Origin of the sequence: Pluralibacter sp. (assembly GCF_019237635.1) — a bacterium.
In the GTDB taxonomy this organism is placed as follows: Bacteria; Pseudomonadota; Gammaproteobacteria; order Enterobacterales; family Enterobacteriaceae; genus Enterobacter_B.
This window is the reverse complement of the sequence record NZ_JAFAGS010000110.1, coordinates 1-15,243: the sequence shown is the minus strand read 5'-3', so window position 1 is coordinate 15,243 and position 15,243 is coordinate 1. Positions and strand designations below refer to the sequence as shown.

At 57.2% G+C, this 15,243-nt stretch carries 13 protein-coding genes; 3 read left to right on the top strand and 10 right to left on the bottom strand.

The features are described from left to right. Window positions 1-6: 6 nt before the first annotated feature. Genes JO226_RS12775 through cecR form a run of 4 tightly spaced genes read right to left on the bottom strand, consistent with a single transcriptional unit; the run spans window position 7 to window position 4,530 of the window. Window positions 7-1,140 carry an ABC transporter permease gene (locus JO226_RS12775; protein WP_293592646.1) on the bottom strand — a complete coding sequence of 378 codons (1,134 nt, stop codon included), beginning with the start codon at window positions 1,138-1,140 and terminating at the stop codon, window positions 7-9. Beyond that, entirely contained in the window at window positions 1,130-2,869 is a 1,740-nt protein-coding gene (locus tag JO226_RS12770; protein ID WP_293592644.1) for an ATP-binding cassette domain-containing protein, read from the bottom strand. Before JO226_RS12770 ends, JO226_RS12775 begins: the two co-directional genes overlap by 11 nt. Further along, complete coding sequence (gene hlyD / locus JO226_RS12765) at window positions 2,862-3,857, bottom strand: secretion protein HlyD (RefSeq protein ID WP_293592642.1); 996 nt, start codon at window positions 3,855-3,857, stop codon at window positions 2,862-2,864. Before hlyD ends, JO226_RS12770 begins: the two co-directional genes overlap by 8 nt. Window positions 3,858-3,861: 4 nt before the next feature. Next, entirely contained in the window at window positions 3,862-4,530 is a 669-nt protein-coding gene (gene cecR, locus JO226_RS12760) for a transcriptional regulator CecR (RefSeq protein ID WP_293592640.1), read from the bottom strand. A 231-nt stretch (window positions 4,531-4,761) separates the two neighbouring features. On the opposite strand from cecR, the gene rhlE reads away from it, so the two are divergent. Both rhlE and dinG read left to right on the top strand, forming a co-directional pair. Further along, window positions 4,762-6,102 (top strand): ATP-dependent RNA helicase RhlE, encoded by a 1,341-nt coding sequence (rhlE, locus tag JO226_RS12755; protein WP_293592638.1) that lies wholly within the window; start codon window positions 4,762-4,764, stop codon window positions 6,100-6,102. Between the two features lie 95 nt (window positions 6,103-6,197). Next, window positions 6,198-8,375, top strand: coding sequence for an ATP-dependent DNA helicase DinG (gene dinG / locus JO226_RS12750; protein WP_293592636.1), 2,178 nt, complete (start codon window positions 6,198-6,200; stop codon window positions 8,373-8,375). Here the strand turns inward: dinG and JO226_RS12745 are convergent. The 5 genes from JO226_RS12745 to JO226_RS12725 form a co-directional block, all read right to left on the bottom strand. Further along, the gene (locus JO226_RS12745) at window positions 8,362-8,868 is read right to left on the bottom strand and encodes a fimbrial protein (protein WP_293592634.1); all 507 of its coding nucleotides are present in this window, start codon (window positions 8,866-8,868) and stop codon (window positions 8,362-8,364) included. The genes dinG and JO226_RS12745 overlap by 14 nt on opposite strands. After that, on the bottom strand, window positions 8,868-9,848 hold the full coding sequence (locus tag JO226_RS12740) for a fimbrial protein (protein WP_293592632.1): 981 nt from the start codon (window positions 9,846-9,848) through the stop codon (window positions 8,868-8,870). The genes JO226_RS12745 and JO226_RS12740 overlap by 1 nt, the downstream gene beginning before the upstream one ends. Before the next feature lie 13 nt (window positions 9,849-9,861). Then, window positions 9,862-12,399 (bottom strand): fimbria/pilus outer membrane usher protein, encoded by a 2,538-nt coding sequence (locus JO226_RS12735; protein WP_293592630.1) that lies wholly within the window; start codon window positions 12,397-12,399, stop codon window positions 9,862-9,864. 38 nt (window positions 12,400-12,437) lie between these two features. Further along, on the bottom strand, window positions 12,438-13,112 hold the full coding sequence (locus tag JO226_RS12730) for a molecular chaperone (RefSeq protein ID WP_293592628.1): 675 nt from the start codon (window positions 13,110-13,112) through the stop codon (window positions 12,438-12,440). 64 nt (window positions 13,113-13,176) lie between these two features. After that, window positions 13,177-13,713 carry a fimbrial protein gene (locus JO226_RS12725; protein ID WP_293592626.1) on the bottom strand — a complete coding sequence of 179 codons (537 nt, stop codon included), beginning with the start codon at window positions 13,711-13,713 and terminating at the stop codon, window positions 13,177-13,179. A gap of 270 nt (window positions 13,714-13,983) precedes the next feature. Between JO226_RS12725 and ybiB the strand changes: the two genes are divergently transcribed. Further along, complete coding sequence (gene ybiB / locus JO226_RS12720; RefSeq protein WP_293592624.1) at window positions 13,984-14,946, top strand: DNA-binding protein YbiB; 963 nt, start codon at window positions 13,984-13,986, stop codon at window positions 14,944-14,946. Between the two features lie 30 nt (window positions 14,947-14,976). Here ybiB and JO226_RS12715 read toward each other — a convergent pair. Continuing rightward, a partial coding sequence (locus JO226_RS12715; RefSeq protein ID WP_293592622.1) for an adenine deaminase C-terminal domain-containing protein occupies window positions 14,977-15,243 on the bottom strand: 267 nt, incomplete at its 5' end.

The window sequence follows — 15,243 nt, the reverse complement described above, 5'->3', positions numbered from 1 at the left end:
CGCTCCTTAGTCCAGTCGCCGTTTGGTTTTAAGCCACGTCAGGCCAATAAACATCACCGCCGACGCAATCAAAAACAACGTATTGATAAACAGCACCACCGGAATGTTACCGGCGAGAAACAGGCTTTGCAGGGTGCTGACGAAATAGCGTGCCGGGATGATGTAGGTCACAGCGCGAATCGCAGCGGGCATACTGTCAATCTGGAAGATAAAACCGGACAGCATGATCGACGGTAAAAACGCTGCGTTCAACGCCACCTGGGCGGCGTTAAACTGGTTGCGGGTGATGGTGGAGATAAGCAGCCCCATCCCCAGCGTGCTCAGTAAAAACAGGCTGGTTATCAGAAACAGAATCACCAGCGAACCGCGGTACGGCACGCCGAGAATAAACACCGAGACCAGCATGCAGAGCAGCATCGCCAGCATGCCGAGAAAGTAGTAGGGAATCAGCTTGCACAGCAGCAGTTCGACGCGGGTCACCTCTGTCGACAGCAGCGCTTCCATGGTGCCGCGCTCCCATTCGCGGGCGATCACCAGCGAAGTCAGGATCGCGCCGATCACCGTCATGATGATGGTCACCGCGCCGGGGATAATAAAATGTTGGCTGATAGCCGCCGGGTTGAACCAGTAGCGCAGCTGCACGTCGATCAGCGGTTCCAGGGTTTCGCCGTTATCCTCTGCGCGTTGTTTTTGCCAGATTTGCCAGATTCCCTGGACGTAGCCTTGCACAAAGTTAGCGGTATTCGGCTCGCTGCCGTCGGTGATGACCTGGATGGGCGCGGTATCGCCAGTGCGTGCCATCTGGCTGTCAAAGTTGACCGGTACCACCACCAGGCCGCGAATGCGCCCGGCCTGCATTTTTTGAATCAGCGCCTGGCGGTCGTCGCTGATGGTGGCGTCAATATAGGGTGAGCCGGTGAGGGTGTGGGCGAAATCCAGCGCCTCCTGGCTTTGCTGCTCAAGCAGGATCCCGACCCGCAATTTACTGGAATCCAGGTTAATGCCGTAGCCGAAGATAAACAGCAGCATCAGCGGGATCAACACCGCAATCAGCCAACTGCTGGGGTCGCGGACAATCTGCCGGGTTTCTTTGACGCACAGGGCGCGCACCCGGCGCCAGGAGAGAAGGTTATTGCGCATCGGCATGCTCCTTATCCCAGTCGTGGATAAGCGTGATAAAGGCCTGCTCCATGGTTGGATCCGGGGTCGTTTCATCGGCCGCCTGCGCCTTTAGCGCATCGGGCGTGCCGCTGGCGATAAGCTTACCGCGGTACACCAGGCCAATGCGGTCGCAGTACTCCGCCTCGTCCATAAAGTGGGTGGTGACCATCACCGTTACCCCTTTTTCTACCATGCTGTTGATATGCAGCCAGAATTCACGACGGGTGAGGGGGTCAACGCCCGACGTCGGCTCATCGAGGAACAGAATGTCCGGCTCGTGCATCAGCGAACAGGCCAGCGCCAGGCGCTGTTTATAGCCGAGCGGCAGATCGTCAGTCGCGTGGCTGGCAATGCTCTTTAAGGCGAAGGCTTCGCTCATGCTGGCGATTTTTTCGCTCTGCGCACGACCGCGCAGGCCATAGACACCGGAGAAAAAGCGCAGGTTTTGCTCCACCGTCAGGTTGCCGTAGAGCGAGAATTTTTGCGCCATATAGCCCAGATGTTGCCGCGCCTTCCCGGAGCTCACCTTGAGATCCATATCCAGCACCAGCGCCTGGCCGGAGGTCGGCACCAGCAGGCCGCACATCATTTTAAAGGTGGTGGATTTCCCCGCGCCGTTGGGTCCGAGCAGACCGAAGATCTCCCCGCGTTTTACGGCGAAGTCGACGTGGTCGGTGGCGGCAAAATCGCCAAATTTTTTGGTCAACGCTTTGGCTTCAATGACCGTTTCGTCTTTTGCGCCTTCTACGGTGTGCAAAATGGCGCCCAGCGGCGATTCCGATGTCCCGACGCCGCCGAGCAGGTCAATAAATGCGTCTTCGAAGCGTGGCGCCGTTTCGTCGATAACGATCTCCGGCATCGTTTCCGTGTGGCGGATATCGTCGGCGTCGGCCCCTTTTTTCAGGATCAGGCGCACCGAGCGTCCTTGGATCATGGCGTCGCTGACCTGCGGCAGCTTCAGCACCTGCTGGAGCAGGCGGCGGTTGTTGACCGTCGGGCTGTTCATCAGAAAGCAGCGGCCGCGCATGGTGTCGGTCAGCGCCCTGGGTTCGCCCTGATACAGCAGCTCCCCTTCGTTCATCAGCAGCACGTCGCGGCACTGCTCGGCTTCGTCGAGATAAGATGTGCTCCAGAGGATGAGCATCCCTTCGCCCGCCAGCTCATGCACCATCTGCCACAGCTCGCGTCGAGAGATAGGGTCAACGCCAACGCCGGGCTCATCGAGCAGCAACACCTTCGGCTCGCCCACCAGCGTGCAGGCAAGCCCCAACTTCTGCTTCATGCCGCCGGATAGCTTCCCGGCCAGCCGCCCGGTGAACGGGCCGAGCGAGGTGAACTCCAGCAGCCGGGCGAAGGTTTTTTCCCGCGTCTCCCCGGTGACGCTGCGAAGATCGGCGTAGAGGTTAAGGTTTTCCATCACCGTCAGATCTTCGTACAGACCAAATTTTTGCGGCATATAGCCCAGCGCGGCGTGCAGGGCGCTGTTGTCGCGGATAGGATCAAAACCGATGACGCTGGCGCGGCCTTCGTCCGGCTTTAACAACCCGGCAAGCATCCGCATCAGTGTGGTTTTCCCCGCGCCGTCCGGCCCGACCAGCCCGGTGACGTAGCCTGAGCGAATCGTACAGTCGAGCTTCGCTACCGCCGGTTTGTCCATACCGGCAAAGCGTTTGATAAGCCCGTCGAGCGCGATCGTCGACTTATTCATGCGCCGCCCCGCTCGTAAACTTCACCGTTACCGGCATCCCCTGGCGCAGGGCGTCGTCGGCATCGGTCACGACGATGCGCAGACGATAGACGAGGTCGGTGCGCAGATCCGGCGTTTCTACTGTTTTCGGTGTGAACTCCGCCGTGGGCGAGACAAAACCGATTTTACCGTGATAAGGCGTATTCGGACGTCCGTCGGTGTACAGCAGCAGCTCGCGGCCCGGCTGCGCCTGACCGAGGTTTTTCTCATCCACATAGGCGCGTACCCATACCGGACGCGTCAGGGAGAGCGTCAGTACGGTGCTGCCTGCGTTGAGCATACTGCCGGGCTCCACTGCGCGGGTCAGGATCGTGCCATCGGAGGGGGCGAGCAGGGTGGTATCCTGCAGGTCGAGTTGCGATTGCGCCAGCTGCGCCTGGGCCTGTTCAAGGCTGGCTTTCGCCTGTTCGATTTCCTGCGGGCGGTTACCGGCGTGATACTGGTTCAATTTATCCTGCGCGGACTTCAGGCTGGCAAGCGTCTGATCCCGCGAGGAGCGGGCGTTTTCCAGATCGTTAGCGGAGATGGTGCGACTGGCCCACAGCCCCTGCTGACGCTGATAAAAATTCTGCGCATAGTCATAGGCGGCCTGCGCCTGACGTACGGCGGCTGCGGCCTGCGCTATCTCCTCATCGCGATACCCGGCCACGATGAGATCGTATTTCGCCTGCGCCGCCGCCACGTTGGCTTTCGCCTGCATCAGGGCGTTTTCATACGGTGCGTGGTCAATTTCGCCAACGGTTTGTCCGGCCTTGATCGCATCGCCTTCGTCCACCTGCAGCGCCTGCAGGCGTCCGCCGACGCGAAAGCTCATGTTCACGGTGCGAATATCCACGTTGCCGTACAGCGTCAGCCCGTTATTCTGGCGACTCTCATACCACAGCGCGCCGCCAGCGACGGCCGCAACCACCAGCACAGCCGCCAGAATAACGATGACGGGTTTTTTCATGACTTCAGCTCCTTTGCGTTAAGCCCTGCAGCAATAGATCAATATGACAGGTGATAACCTGAACAATGCGCTCTGCGTTGTCGTCGTTAAATGTCGTCCAGCCGGTGCGCAGCAAAATGGTTTCCCGTCCCAGACGAAAAGCGAGGATCTCGCCGATAATGGCGTGGGTATGGAGAATCATTCGGGTATCGTCAGGGTTGTGGCCGGTATAGGCGGCAATCAGCCGAGTCAGGTAGCCGTGCAGCGGGGCGATCACCTGACCGTGGATGAGCTGATACGCAGGCGTCGGCGACAGCTGTTCGCGGGAAATGAATTTGCTGAGATTGACCGTCTCATCCCGGGTAAGCAGCAGGATCATGTTGCGGCTGGCTTGCAAAATTAACTCGCGGACGATAGCGCGGTCTACCGTCGGCTGTTGCAGTATCTCTTCCGCCTGTAGCGCCAGCGGCTGAAAATTGCGGCCGATGAAATCGGCGATCCACTGGGCGCAGGCGAGATACAGGTCCTCTTTTGAGCCAAAATAGTAGGTGATGGCGGCAATGTTCTGCCCGGCCTGCGCCGCGATATCGCGCGTGGTGGCGTGAAGCCCGTACTCGCCAAACTGCGCGATGGCGGCGTGGATAAGCTGATTCTTCGCCTGTTCGCCTTTGCTGGTGGTCGGTGTCGTATTCATAGGAGAACCGGAATTAATCAATCGATTGATTAAGACTATGACTGAACACGTAGCTTGTCCACCTCTGGCGGTAAATTGTTTTGCTGAGCAATAGCGGTGGGATATTTTATGCGGTACGTCACAAAAACTGCTACACTCCGCTTCTTGCTGACATTGTGGTTTTTGTCCTTCTAATTGTAACTGTCACCCTGAAAACTACACCTGTCATGGTCGGGGCGGTTCGGAGTTGTTATGTCGTTTGATACCCTTGGCCTGAATCCTGAAATTCTGCGTGCTGTTGCAGAGCAGGGCTACCGCGAACCTACCCCTATTCAACAGCAGGCGATTCCTGCCGTGTTGGAAGGCCGTGATCTGATGGCCAGCGCCCAGACCGGCACCGGTAAAACGGCAGGTTTTACCCTGCCGTTGCTGCAGCGTCTGATTCAGAATGAACCGCATGCGAAAGGCCGTCGCCCGGTACGCGCGCTGATCCTCACCCCAACCCGCGAGCTGGCGGCGCAGGTGGGCGAAAACGTGCGTGAGTACAGTAAATACCTCAACATTCGCTCGCTGGTGGTGTTTGGCGGCGTCAGCATCAACCCGCAGATGATGAAGCTGCGCGGTGGCGTAGATATTCTGGTGGCGACGCCGGGTCGCTTGCTGGATCTGGAACATCAGAATGCCCTGAAGCTCGACAGCGTCGAAATCCTGGTGCTCGACGAAGCCGACCGTATGCTGGATATGGGCTTCATTCACGATATCCGCCGTGTGCTGGCGAAGCTTCCGGCGAAGCGTCAGAACCTGCTGTTCTCCGCCACCTTCTCTGACGACATCAAAGCGCTTGCGGAAAAACTGCTGCGCAACCCGCTGGAAATTGAAGTCGCGCGCCGGAATACTGCCTCTGAGCAGGTGACGCAGCACGTTCACTTTGTGGACAAAAAGCGCAAGCGGGAGCTGCTGTCGCAGATGATTGGCGAGGGCAACTGGCAGCAGGTACTGGTGTTTACCCGTACTAAGCACGGCGCTAACCATCTGGCGGAGCAGCTGAATAAAGACGGCATCCGCAGCGCCGCGATCCACGGCAACAAGAGCCAGGGAGCGCGTACCCGCGCGCTGGCCGACTTTAAATCCGGCGATATCCGCGTATTGGTCGCCACCGACATTGCCGCGCGCGGTCTGGATATCGAAGAGCTGCCGCACGTGGTGAACTACGAGCTGCCGAACGTGCCGGAGGACTACGTCCACCGTATCGGCCGTACCGGCCGCGCGGCGGCGACCGGCGAAGCGCTGTCGCTGGTCTGCGTCGATGAGCACAAACTGCTGCGCGATATCGAACGCCTGCTGAAAAAAGAGATTCCGCGCATCGCCACCGCGGGTTATGAGCCGGATCCAAGCATCAAGGCGGAACCCATTCAGAACGGTCGCCAGAGCCGCGGCGGCGGTGGCGGTCGCGGGCAGCAGCAGCCGCGTCGTCACGACGGTGGCCAGCAGCCGCGCCGTAGCGATAAACCGGCAGGCGGCGGCGAGCCGCGCAAATCCGGGGATAACCAGGCGCGTCGTCGTCGTCCCCGCAAGCCGCAGGCAGCCCAGTAAAATGCGAGAATGGCCGTGAATACGGCCATTTTTTTTGCGACTGGCGCAGTAAAATGCCAGAATAGTGGCTGTTTATACAGTATTCAGGTTTTTTCATGGCACTCACCGCCGCGCTGAAAGCGCAAATTGCGGCCTGGTATAAGGCGCTACAGGAACAGATCCCCGACTTCATTCCCCGCGCTCCGCAGCGGCAGATGATTGCCGATGTGGCGAAAACGCTGACCGGAGAAGAGGGGCGTCACCTGGCTGTCGAGGCGCCGACCGGGGTGGGGAAAACGCTCTCCTACCTGATTCCGGGCATCGCCATTGCCCGTGAAGAACAAAAAACGCTGGTGGTCAGCACCGCCAACGTCGCGTTGCAGGATCAGATCTACAGCAAAGATCTGCCGCTGCTCAAAAAAATCATTCCCGATCTCCGCTTTACTGCCGCCTTTGGCCGTGGGCGCTACGTCTGTCCGCGCAATCTGGCGGCGCTGGCCAGCAGCGAGCCTAACCAGCAGGATCTGCTGGCGTTTCTTGACGATGAGCTGACGCCGAACAATCAGGAAGAACAAAAGCGCTGTGCGAAACTTAAAGCTTCTCTCGACGGCTATAAGTGGGACGGGCTTCGCGATCACACCGATCTGGCGATTGACGACGATTTGTGGCGGCGGCTCAGCACGGATAAAGCCAGCTGTCTTAACCGCAACTGCCATTACTACCGCGAGTGTCCGTTTTTTGTCGCCCGACGGGAAATTCAGGAAGCCGAAGTGGTGGTGGCGAATCATGCGCTGGTGATGGCGGCGCTGGAGAGCGAGGCGGTACTGCCGGAACCGAAAAACCTGCTGCTGGTGCTGGATGAGGGCCATCATCTGCCGGATGTCGCCCGCGATGCGCTGGAGATGAGCGCGGAAATCACTGCGCCCTGGTATCGCCTGCAACTGGACCTGTTCACGAAACTGGTCGCGACCTGCATGGAGCAGTTTCGGCCAAAAACGATTCCGCCGCTGGCGGTGCCGGAGCGGCTGACGGAACATTGCGACGAGCTGTATGAGCTTATTGCGTCGCTGAATAACATCCTCAATCTCTATATGCCCGCAGCCCTGGAGGCTGAGCACCGCTTTGCGATGGGCGAGCTGCCTGATGAAGTGATGGCGATTTGTCAGCGCCTGGCGAAACTCACCGAGCAACTGCGCGGCCTGGCGGAGCTGTTTCTGGGCGATCTTAGCGAGAAAACAGGCAGCCATGACATCGTGCGTCTGCACCGCGTGCTGCTGCAGATGAACCGGGCGCTGGGGATGTTCGAAGCGCAGAGCAAGCTGTGGCGGCTGGCGTCAATGGCGCAGGCTTCCGGCGCGCCGGTGAGCAAATGGGCCACCCGCGATACCCGCGACGGCCAGGTGCACGTCTGGTTTCACTGCGTCGGCATTCGCGTCAGCGATCAGCTGGAAAAACTGCTGTGGCGCAGCGTGCCGCACATTGTCGTGACCTCCGCCACGCTGCGTTCGTTGAACAGCTTTTCCCGTCTGCAGGAACTGAGCGGACTGAGAGAGAAAGCGGGCGATCGCTTTGTCGCGCTCGACTCGCCGTTTAACCACGTGGAGCAGGGCAAAATCGTCATCCCGAAGATGCGCTATGAACCGCTTATTGACAGCGAAGAGCAGCACATTGCCGAAATGGCGGCGTTTTTCCGCCAGGCGCTGGCCGAAGAACGGCATCGCGGCATGCTGGTGCTGTTTGCAAGCGGCAGAGCGATGCAGCGTTTTCTGGAGCATGTCACCGATCTGCGTCTGCTGCTGCTGGTGCAGGGCGATCAGCCGCGCTACCGGCTGGTAGAGCTGCACCGTAAGCGGGTGGAAGGCGGTGAACGCAGCGTGTTGGTCGGGTTGCAATCGTTCGCGGAGGGACTCGACCTGAAGGGCGACCTGTTAAGCCAGGTACATATTCATAAAATCGCCTTTCCGCCTGTCGACAGCCCGGTGGTCGTCACCGAAGGCGAGTGGCTGAAAAGCCTGAACCGCTATCCGTTTGAAGTGCAGAGTCTGCCGAGCGCCTCGTTCAACCTGATACAACAGGTCGGCCGCCTGATCCGTAGTCACAGCTGCTGGGGGGAAGTGGTTATCTATGACAAACGGCTGTTGACCAAAAATTATGGTCAGCGCCTGCTGAACGCCCTGCCGGTCTTCCCGATTGAGCAGCCGGAGGCGCCAGAGGGGAAAACGCTGTCGGCGGTGAAAAAGCCCGGGCGCCGTCGGGCCGTGTCTGCGAAAAAAAGCTCACTCACTGGTAGGTAAACGTCACCTGTACAGTGGCGTTAAATGTCCCGCCGGTGACGGGTTCGCGGGTGGCGTAATAGCGGGCGGAGAGCGGGAAATCGGCAGTGTGGTCACTCTGGTTCACTGAGACGCTGAACGTTGCCTGCGGCGCCAGCACTGTTTTGTCCTGTCGGTCCGCAAGCTCCAGCGCCAGTCCGCCTGCCGTACCGGTATTGGCGAACGTTGTGGGATGCTGGGCGTCGGCCTGTCCTTTGAACTGCGCGGTGGCTAATGTGATGGTTGCCGGACACTGCGATAGCGTCAGGTCAAAATCTTTCCACTCGCCGGTATCGCCAATACTTCTGAAGTTGCTGGCGGAATCCTGGCCGAGGTCGACGGTCAGGTTCTGGCTGGCGCTGTCGACGGCGCAGGTATTTGCATAGATGTTTCCTGTCATTTGCACCTGAATAACATCGGCGCAGGCGGCGGGCATCAGCACACAGGCTACAAGTACCCCACTGATTTTTTTCATTATTTATACCCAATGGTGAGGGTGGCGACGCCGTTAGCCGTACCGGGCGTGACGGTGTCGGTCGTCTGGTAATAGCGCGCCGTAAACGGTATCTGTAGCGTCTGGTTAATGTAGGCGAGACTTGCCGTTGTCTTGTATTGATCAAAGGTGGCGACCATGCCGTCGAACATCATTTCGATGCCAACCCCGGTTGCTGCGCCGTTTTCAGGCGTCAGTTTAATGACGCCCGGGTAGCTGCTTTCATAACCGTTGGCGCTGGAGAGCATCACTTCCGGCTGAACGGTATCGTCGCAGGTAATATTGACGTCAAACCCTTTTTCGCTGGTGGTGGCGCCAATATGCGTGAAGTCACTCACCGGAAAGTCGCCCAGGGTAATGTTCAGACTTTGCGGCGATACCGCGCAGGTGACTTGTAAAACGTTGACCGTTCCGGCATAAGACACCGTATTGGGGGTGCCGATACCTTCGTGCCCGTATACGCCGATCCCAAAGCGTGTTTCCGACTGCTGTAGCGTCCCGGACGTGACATTTGTCGACGTTTTGACCAACGCCAGCGCCACGTTGAAGTTAAAAGTATTGTTGCCATCGGAAGAGACATACCCCAGCGGCGTGCTGCGCGTGTCGCATTGTGTTCCACCGCCCCGGACACGCTGCCCCTGCTGGTTGATTAACGTGATGCCAATTCCTGCAATCCCTGTTTTGTACACACCGGGGTAACCCGCTATCTCGTTGCCGCTACCGTAGTAGCAGGCGACAATGGGCATGCCGGCTCTGTTGTCATTACAGTTGCCCTCCACATCAATGTTTTGTTCTGTTCCCGGGATAATGCTGCCCGGCGTGAGACTATTGGATACGCGAATTTCAGGGACCGAAACATCGTAAGGGATCGTGGGTGAGGTGCAGGCTGCTTCTGCATGCGGTATCAATAAAGCGCTGGCGCACAGGGTTAACAGAAGGCTAACTAATTTCAGGCATTGCATCGTTGTCTCTCGTTCAGCGACAGGTGGCTGACAGGTTAATGATCGGATCGTGGTTATTTTCCGGCAGTGAATATTTCGCCGTGCAGCGACTATGGCTGTCTGTGCCCCAGCTCGCCGTCAGATGTCCGTGGGAGGCCAGCCCGGTGATATAGGTCTGCCCGTCGTCGCCGACGATAAATTCGCTGTCCTGGTCGTCGGTGGTGACGGTCGCGCCAAAGGGCAGCGGCTTACCGTTGCGTTCAAGGTGAATCAGTACCCGGTTGCCGACACGGGGATGGAAGTTGGCCCGTACAACGGCGCCCCGGGTGGGGGTGACGGTCTGTACGGCCTGGGTAACATCGGTGTCGTCCGGTAGCGTTTCGGTATCCAGCGCAATGGTGGTATGACGGTAAGCGCTCACGTAGGGGACGACGGTATAGCCGCGGAAATCCGTCGCGACGCCGGTCTGGTTGGCGATGTGTGTCCCGTGGGTGCCGGGCGCTTTGACCAGCGCAATGGTTTCGCCAAGCGGTTGGCTCAGCGTGATGCCGTTGGCGTGAACCAGCACACCCCCTTGCAGGCCATAATTGACGCTGCGCTGGTAACTGTCCTGGCTGTAGCCTGCGTTTACTTCGCCATAGGTGCCTTTATAGTCGGCATTCAGGTTTGTGCTGTTGCCCGCACCGCTACGGGTTATCCCCTGCTGAATGCTCCAGTTAAGGTTGTTGTCACGCAGCGCAGTGCCGTTTAAGCCAATATTCTGCGTGGTGCCGCTTTTGCTGTTATTCAGGTTGTAGCTTGCCCAGGTTTTCGGCATCCAGTGATCAAGCGGGACGGAGATGTTAAACGCCAGTATGCGATCGTCGCCGCTGGTGTCGCTGTCGGTGTTATCGTCTGCGTTTTTATTGACGCTGTAATTGAGGCTATAGCTGATATCGTGCCAGTTGTTGTTGTAGCCGAAGGCGACAGACGTCATTGGCGGGGAACCGTCCCAGTAGCGCTCGTTCACCAGGCTCAGGGTAAGGGAGCCCCATTTTTGGCCCAGGTTTTGATCGATAGTGACCTCTGAACGAGCGCGTCGCTGCTGTGGCGCCGACCAGTCGTTGCTTTGGGTCCAGGAGTCGAGGGTATCGCCCAGAGTGTAGAATCCCTGGCTGTTGTAACGGTAGCCCGCAAGAGAAAAGTTAGTGCCAGTGGCGGCGATATCCTTGCTATAACGCAGACGCCACGAATTCCCTTCGCTGCTGCTGTGGTTTTTAAGCAACGCGCGGGCGTGCGTGACGTCCACGGAAAAAGCGCCTAAATCGCCCAGGTTTTTACCCATGCCGAGCGCCTGCGACTGATAGTACTGGCTTTGCTGGAAGCCACCGTAGACGGTAAAGCCTTTCGGCAGACCATAAATAACGCTGCTTTGCATAAACGGCGTTTGCTCAACGCTGCTGTCATAGGAACGGTATCGTCCGGCCGCTACCTGGTATTTAAGATGACCTTCGCGCTGTAAAACCGGAACGGAAGCATAGGGCACCACAAAGTGTTGCTCGCTACCGTCCGTCTCTTTCACCGTCACATTGAGGTCGCCGCTACCGCCTGTCGGGTAGAGATCGTTAATTTCAAAGGCGCCCGGGGCGACGCTGTTTTGATAGATGATATAACCGTTTTGGCGTACCACCACTTGCGCATTGCTGTGCGCAATCCCGCGGATGATGGGCGCGTAACCTTTTTCACTGTCCGGCAGCATGTCGTCATCGGAAGCCATGGCGGCGCCGGTGTAGGGAACGCTGTCAAAGACATTGGCGGGTGTGCTGCTCTGTCCGACGGTGAGCTGGCTTTTTAGCGCAATAATATCGCGGCGGGCGTAGGTATAGACCGATGAGAAATCAGTCTCTGTGTCGCGGCCGTTAGTGGTACGACTCCAGGTTGAATAGTTGCGCAGACGCCATGCGCCAAGATTCAGCCCCGGACGTAGATTGACATACAGGCTGTTGCTGTCCGTCATACCCGACTGCAGGGCGTGGTTCCGGGAACCGCTAATGCTATAGTTCAGAATGCCAGCGTTGATTCCCTCGTCGAATTCTTCCGGGGCGATATAACCGCGTGGAATTTGCCCGAGCGCCGATTGAGGAATACTCAACAGCAGTTGCTGTTCGCTGACACGAAACGTGGCCGAGGCATTGGGGATGGCATGTAAGTCAGCGCACGGACCGCTGGTGGCCAGTGCAGGAAATTTCGTCGTCAGTACCCCGAGTTGTTTTAACCTTGCCACTGACAGGCAGGGCTGTAGCGAGGAACTCCCGGTACTGGATTTTTCCAGCTTAAAATCAACCTGCAGGCTGTCTATTTTTTTATTATTGATGAACAGGGTTACGCGGTATTTCCCCGGCGCCTGTCCTGGGCCATTTTCATAAACAGAGAGATCGGTTTTACTTTGTCCTGGCGTATCAATATCTAATAACGCGGGATTGAAATAATCCTCCGCCCATGCCCGTGCGCCCGGATGAATGCCGAACAGGAGCAGAATAACGAGCAGGTGGACGCTGAGTTTCAATAACCTCAGGCGATTAGCGATACGCATGATTATCTCAAAAGTAAAAACAGGTACGGGGTGAACGATTAATGCAGGGGTTTGCTCCAGGTTTTACTGATACTTCCGTAATCGGTAATGACTGACCATGATACGGTGTTACCGGAGACGGTAGCGGGTAAGGTAAATTGCGTATCCCCTTTGGGTTTCGCCCAGGTGACGCCACTTATTTTCTTACCATTTACCGTGACCGTTTGAAAGTTCATATAAAATGGCGTGGGATTATTAACAACAAGCGTCTGGCCCTGCTGGCGCCATTCCAGCATGTTGGCTGACTCCTCCGGTTTTCCTTTCACAGTTTGAGGTCGGAAAATAAGCTTAATACGGGTTTTAATCGCGATTTGTAGCGTATTAATACCCGCCTGGCGCGTGGAGGATGGAATCGCTTTAATATTCAACCAATATAACGACTCGCGATCGGTGGGCAGATTACCGCCGGTATGTACGACCCGCAGGGTATTTTGCTGATGAGCATCGAGGCGGAACAGGGGCGGTGTGACCAAAAACGGTGGCTTTGTGGTACTGTTTTCGCTGTTATCAGTCCAGGACTGGATGAGATAGTCCAGTGAATCTGGGTTCGTGATGCCGACAGAGGCTTCTTTTTTCTCTCCATGATAAACCAGGCGTGTACCGCCTATAATAACGCCAGCATGTGCGGTTGCCGCGGCGAGTAAAAGCGGCGTCAAAAGTAAACCGTATCGCATGATATGTATTCCAGGAAATGAAGATATTAATCAGAGGACGTGATTAATATCTTCGGGTTAATCGTTAGTTATAAACGACAGTGAACGTAGAAACGGCATTCGCCGGACCTGCGTTAATCGCTGACTGCGTTTGAATATAACGGGCGGCAAACTGAAGGTTATTGTCTGTTGTGCCTGATTGCAGTGTATAAGGCTGCGATGCCGTGTAGAGATTCAGCGGCTGTTTTGCTGAATCCAGCAGTTGAATACCGACACCTGCCGCCACGCCCGTCCCTGCGGTGAGTGCCAGCACGTTACTGTTATCCGCATCCGGCGTCCCGCCAAATGTAATGGCTGCTGTACTGACAGTCTCCGGGCAATTTTTTAACTGAATCGCGAATTCGGTGGTATCAGCCGTTGAGCCAATACCGCTAAAGGCGGTTTTGGACACTTTGCCTAAATCCACGTTCAATGGGTTACTTAAGCTATTTACTACTTCACACGCGGAATCCAGAATTTCGCCCGTAAAGTTAATCTGACCTTCGCCATTGGTTGCCGCGAATACCGGCAATGAGCCGCACAACGATGAGGCGATTAATGTACCAAGAACAATTTTCTTCATATAAGCACCATGTCATTTATCCATTGAGTTATTAAATCCATAAGGGAGGAATATCTGAGGGAACATCATCCGCTGACTATTTAAGCAAATCGACGAGCAGGGATAATCTGTTTTGCAGAACATTAGTAGTGCAATTAGGGTTTGCAAAAATAAATATCGCCCAAATACAGGTGGTTATAATTTAACCGGTCAGGTCGGTGCAGAAAAAAGTCATCCGTAACCCATTCATCAGCGTTATAGTGTTTGCAAGACGTCAGAAGGAGATATCGTGTGGATTACCGCAAAATCATCAAAGAAATCGGTCGGGGTAAAAACCATGCCCGGGATCTGGATTTCGACACTGCCCGTGGCCTCTACACGCGGATGCTTGAGGGAGATGTACCGGATCTTGAGATGGGCGGTATCCTGATTGCTCTGCGTATTAAGGGAGAAGGCGAGGCGGAAATGCGCGGCTTTTACGAGGCCATGCAGCATCACGTCATGCGTCTGACGCCGCCGCCGGGGAAACCGATGCCGGTGGTGATCCCCAGTTATAACGGCGCGCGCAGACAGGCTAACCTGACCCCGCTACTGGCGATGCTGCTGCATAAGCTCGGTTTTCCGGTGATCGTCCATGGCGTCAGCGAAGATCCGACCCGCGTGCTGACGGAAACCGTGTTTGAACTGTTGGGCATCGAGGCGACGCATCATGCCGGACAGGCGCAGGCGAAGCTCGACGGCCATCAGCCGGTGTACGTGCCGATTGGGGCATTGTGTCCGCCGCTTGAAAAGCAGCTGGCATACCGCTGGCAGATGGGGGTGCGCAACAGCGCCCACACCCTGGCGAAGCTGGCAACGCCGTTTGCTGAAGACGCCGCGCTCAGGTTGTCCAGCGTGTCGCATCCGGAATACTTGCCGCGGGTGGCGCAATTCTTCGCCAGTCTGGGCGGCAGGGCGCTGCTGATGCACGGTACCGAAGGGGAAGTCTACGCTAACCCGTCTCGTTGCCCGCAGATCAACCTGATTGACGGCGCCGGAGAGCGCATGCTGTTCGCTCGTCAGCAGGAGGATCAACACGCCGTGTTGCCGGAATCCAAAGATCCGCTACTGACGGCGAAGTGGATTGAGCGCTGCGTGGCTGGCGTTGAGCCGATTCCGGCGTCGCTGAAGATCCAACTGGCCTGTTGTCTGGTGGGCGCGGGCGAAGTCCCGACGGTGAGCGCCGGCCTGGAACGCGTGGCTGAGTGCGGGTAGGATGCGACCGCTGGCGCGGCCGCACAGACCTTAGCGTTCGACTTCGAGCGACGTGAAGCAAAAATCGCTGCTGTCAAAAAGCCCCTTGCTGGTGAGCTTAAGCGCCGGGATCACCGGCAAAGACAGGAATGCCATCTGGATAAACGGTTCGTCGAGCGTAATGCCGCACTCCCGGCAGACTGCTTTCAAATCGCCAATTTGCCGGGCGAGCGTATCGGTCGGTTCGGCGCTCATCAGCCCGGCGATGGGCAACGGCAGATGGCTGAGCACGTCCTCGCCGCGCACCACGCAAAGCCC

Coding starts and splice junctions, on each gene's coding strand:
- JO226_RS12775 (WP_293592646.1), bottom strand. CDS start 1,140: ATGCGCAATAACCTTCTCTCCTGGCGCCGGGTGCGCGCCCTGTGCGTC.
- JO226_RS12740 (WP_293592632.1), bottom strand. CDS start 9,848: ATGCAATGCCTGAAATTAGTTAGCCTTCTGTTAACCCTGTGCGCCAGC.
- JO226_RS12770 (WP_293592644.1), bottom strand. CDS start 2,869: ATGAATAAGTCGACGATCGCGCTCGACGGGCTTATCAAACGCTTTGCC.
- dinG (WP_293592636.1), top strand. CDS start 6,198: ATGGCACTCACCGCCGCGCTGAAAGCGCAAATTGCGGCCTGGTATAAG.
- rhlE (WP_293592638.1), top strand. CDS start 4,762: ATGTCGTTTGATACCCTTGGCCTGAATCCTGAAATTCTGCGTGCTGTT.
- JO226_RS12730 (WP_293592628.1), bottom strand. CDS start 13,112: ATGCGATACGGTTTACTTTTGACGCCGCTTTTACTCGCCGCGGCAACC.
- hlyD (WP_293592642.1), bottom strand. CDS start 3,857: ATGAAAAAACCCGTCATCGTTATTCTGGCGGCTGTGCTGGTGGTTGCG.
- JO226_RS12725 (WP_293592626.1), bottom strand. CDS start 13,713: ATGAAGAAAATTGTTCTTGGTACATTAATCGCCTCATCGTTGTGCGGC.
- cecR (WP_293592640.1), bottom strand. CDS start 4,530: ATGAATACGACACCGACCACCAGCAAAGGCGAACAGGCGAAGAATCAG.
- JO226_RS12735 (WP_293592630.1), bottom strand. CDS start 12,399: ATGCGTATCGCTAATCGCCTGAGGTTATTGAAACTCAGCGTCCACCTG.
- JO226_RS12745 (WP_293592634.1), bottom strand. CDS start 8,868: ATGAAAAAAATCAGTGGGGTACTTGTAGCCTGTGTGCTGATGCCCGCC.